Origin of the sequence: Rhodopirellula maiorica SM1 (assembly GCF_000346295.1) — a bacterium.
Lineage (GTDB): Bacteria > Planctomycetota > Planctomycetia > Pirellulales > Pirellulaceae > Novipirellula > Novipirellula maiorica.
The window spans coordinates 1-3,073 of the sequence record NZ_ANOG01000092.1 but is presented as its reverse complement, the minus strand read 5'-3'; the positions used below and the strand labels follow the sequence as shown (position 1 = coordinate 3,073).

Sequence of the window (3,073 nt, the reverse complement as noted above, 5' to 3'; positions counted from 1 at the left end):
CGTCGTAGGATAGGCGGTTTCGTTTGTGGCGTTCCAGCGTAGTCCGTAGGCGTTGGTGAATTGGTAGTCGGGGTCCAGTAGCATCGTCAACGGTTTGGGAAGCTTCGTGCCTTGCAGGAAATCATCGGCATGCATGCCGAGCTGCATTTTGGCTCCAGGGTAGATCAACAGCACTCGCGCGTTCTTGGCGGCAAATTTGTCGGCGTTTCGAATGATGTCGCCCACTTGTGCTGAACATGCCGGGCATTGGCGACCTGGGAAACCTCGCAAAACCACGACGACGACGGGGCCTTCTGCGTTGACTTGGCTCAGCCGGACATCGCCTGACAACTCGCCTGCGACCGATTGCAGCTGGAAGTCCTGGGCGGGTTTGCCCGGAGCCAGCGTCTGCTTGGCCGTGGTGAGCGTGGTCCCGCTTTGGGATTGAGCTGATGCCGGAGCGGCAAGCGTGCAGGATAGGAACAAGGCACAAATGGCAAGCGTAGGAACGATCTTCATCAACGAGAACCTCAGAGAGAGAGTGGAGAAAAAACGGCTAATCGGACATGCAGCCATGCATGCACGGACGAGTCAAACAAACGAGACAACGAACCGTTTCGAGTCACCTACCCAATGATCACTCACGTTCGCTCTCCGCCACCCAGGCCAATCAACACCGAGCACAGCGAAGATGGAGGCCAGCAAAAAACAGACTGCCAATATTTGCGGCGTCGCTACCCAGCCGCTAAATTGGCGGGAACTCTCTGTGCAAACACTCTCCTTGTCTACAACACACACTCTCTTGGCCTGAACCGAAAGCTCTTTATGCCGACCACGATCAATGGTATTGGGACGCAATACTACGGAAAGAAAAATCCGCGGATCTATTTCGACCAGTGCGATTCGTGTGGCGGCCATTGCCAAATGACTGACTACGAAACCGGCTACTATTTCGTCGTCTTGTTCATCCCGCTAATTCCGATGGGCAAAAAGCAGATCCTCGGTGATTGTTCCAGTTGTCGTCGTCATCGTGTGATGCCGCTGCACCAATGGAATCAACTTCGCGAAGAGGCGATCGATGCGGGGATGGCGAAGCTTGCCGAGGCACCCGATGAACCGCAGCGAGCAATCGAACTGCTAGGCACATTGACGGTGTTCAATCGGCCAGAGGAGGCGATGGATTTGGCGTCGGCCACCCTGAATTCGCATCAAGACGATATTGATGTCCAACTTGGAATCGGAAGCTGGTACGAGAACCAGGGGCGAAAAGCGGAGGCGGAGAGTTGTTTCCAGCGTGCGATCGAGCTTGATCCTGAATACCCACCGTGTGTTCGCATCGCGGCAATCAATTTGCTCGAAAGTGGGCAGCCCAAGTTAGCGGCCCAGCAGATGCAGTCGTTGCGGCATCCGTCGGAAAATTACGAACCGGCATTGTTTCTGATGTTGGCCCAATCGTATGCCGCTGCCGGAGACCACGACGCGGCGCTGCGAGAATACGCCGAGGTGTTTGCCAATGTGCCTGAGGCGGCGACCGACAAAGCGATCCGCAAACAGGTAAAGAAATCGGAAAAGGCAGCTGGACGAGCGGAAACGATCCTGCCGAAAAAAGGCCTGTTTGGATAATCGTCGCTAATCGCTCCGCGATCATGGCGTTTTGCGGGGACGGATTTTGTGACATAACGCATCGATCGCTTGAGATTTGATGGCTCTCGTTTTTCTAGATTCTCGTTTTGATCGCGGAGCGATCAACGACTTTAAAAAACTGGAGCTACCCAAGGTTCCCTGGCTGTGAATCTTCGTAGAGAATGAGGGCACCACTTTCACGATCATGATTTATCGAAGGATTTTTTGGGATGAGTAACAGCACAGCCACTGACGGTCTGACTTCTCGTGACGCTTACCAAGCTCTGCAGTCGCACCACGCGGAAATTAAGGACAAACATCTCCGCGAGTGGTTTGCCGAAGATCCTCAGCGAGCTGAAACGCTCAGCCTCGAAGCACTCGGATTGTTCCTCGATTACTCGAAAAACCGGATCACCTCAGAAACGGTCAAACTGTTGGTCGCTTTGGCCGAATCGGCGAACTTGAAAGATCGCATCGATGCGATGTTCAGCGGCGAAAAAATCAATACGACCGAGGATCGCGCGGTGCTGCATACCGCGCTTCGTGCTCCGCGCGACGCCAAAATCGAATTCGAAGGCGAGAACGTGGTTCCCGACGTGCACGCGGTGCTGGACAAGATGGCGGCGTTCTGTGACCGCGTGACCAGCGGCCAATGGAAAGGTCACACCGGCGCGAAAATTCGCAATATTGTCAATGTCGGGATCGGAGGTTCGGATCTTGGGCCTGTGATGGCATACGAGGCGCTGCGACACTACAGCAATCGTGAACTGAACTTTCGCTTCGTTTCCAACGTCGACGGAACCGATTTTGCCGAGGCGACTCAGGATCTCGATCCGTCCGAAACGCTGTTCATCGTGGCGTCCAAGACGTTCACGACTCAGGAAACGATGACCAATGCTCGCTCTGCACGCACGTGGTTGTTGGCGGGGCTGGGTGGCGACGAATCGGCCGTCGCGAAACATTTTGTGGCGGTTTCGACCAACGCGGACGAAGTCGGCAAATTCGGGATCGACACCGCGAACATGTTCGGATTCTGGGATTGGGTCGGCGGCCGCTATTCAATGGATTCGGCGATCGGGTTGTCGACGATGCTGGCGATTGGTCCGGATCGTTTTCGCGAGATGCTGAGCGGATTTCATGAAATGGATGTTCACTTTCGCACCGCGCCACTGGATCAAAACTTGCCCGCACTGATGGGATTGTTGAACGTCTGGTACACCAACTTTTTCGACGCAAAAACGGTCGCGGTGCTGCCCTACGATCAATACCTGAAACGCTTCCCCGCGTACTTGCAGCAATTGACGATGGAGAGCAATGGCAAATCGACCACCTTGTCGGGCGACCGTGTCGACTATGACACCAGTCCGATTTTCTGGGGTGAACCGGGCACCAACGGCCAGCACTCGTTTTACCAATTGATTCATCAAGGCACGCATTTGATCCCGTGTGACTTCATCGCATTTTGCAAATC

3 protein-coding genes are annotated in these 3,073 nt (G+C 54.6%); 2 read left to right on the top strand and 1 reads right to left on the bottom strand.

What is annotated here, in order from left to right; translation table 11 throughout:
* On the bottom strand, positions 1–498 hold a 498-nt coding region (locus RMSM_RS02750), incomplete at its 3' end, for a redoxin domain-containing protein (protein WP_008691244.1).
* A 306-nt stretch (positions 499–804) separates the two neighbouring features.
* On the opposite strand from RMSM_RS02750, the gene RMSM_RS02745 reads away from it, so the two are divergent.
* Both RMSM_RS02745 and pgi read left to right on the top strand, forming a co-directional pair.
* On the top strand, positions 805–1,602 hold the full coding sequence (locus RMSM_RS02745; protein WP_008691242.1) for a tetratricopeptide repeat protein: 798 nt from the start codon (positions 805–807) through the stop codon (positions 1,600–1,602).
* 230 nt (positions 1,603–1,832) lie between these two features.
* A partial coding sequence (gene pgi, locus RMSM_RS02740; RefSeq protein WP_052031457.1) for a glucose-6-phosphate isomerase occupies positions 1,833–3,073 on the top strand: 1,241 nt, incomplete at its 3' end.

What these genes read in the sequence shown, in the direction of transcription:
- RMSM_RS02745 (WP_008691242.1), top strand. Translation starts at nt 805, where the DNA reads ATGCCGACCACGATCAATGGTATTGGGACGCAATACTACGGAAAGAAA.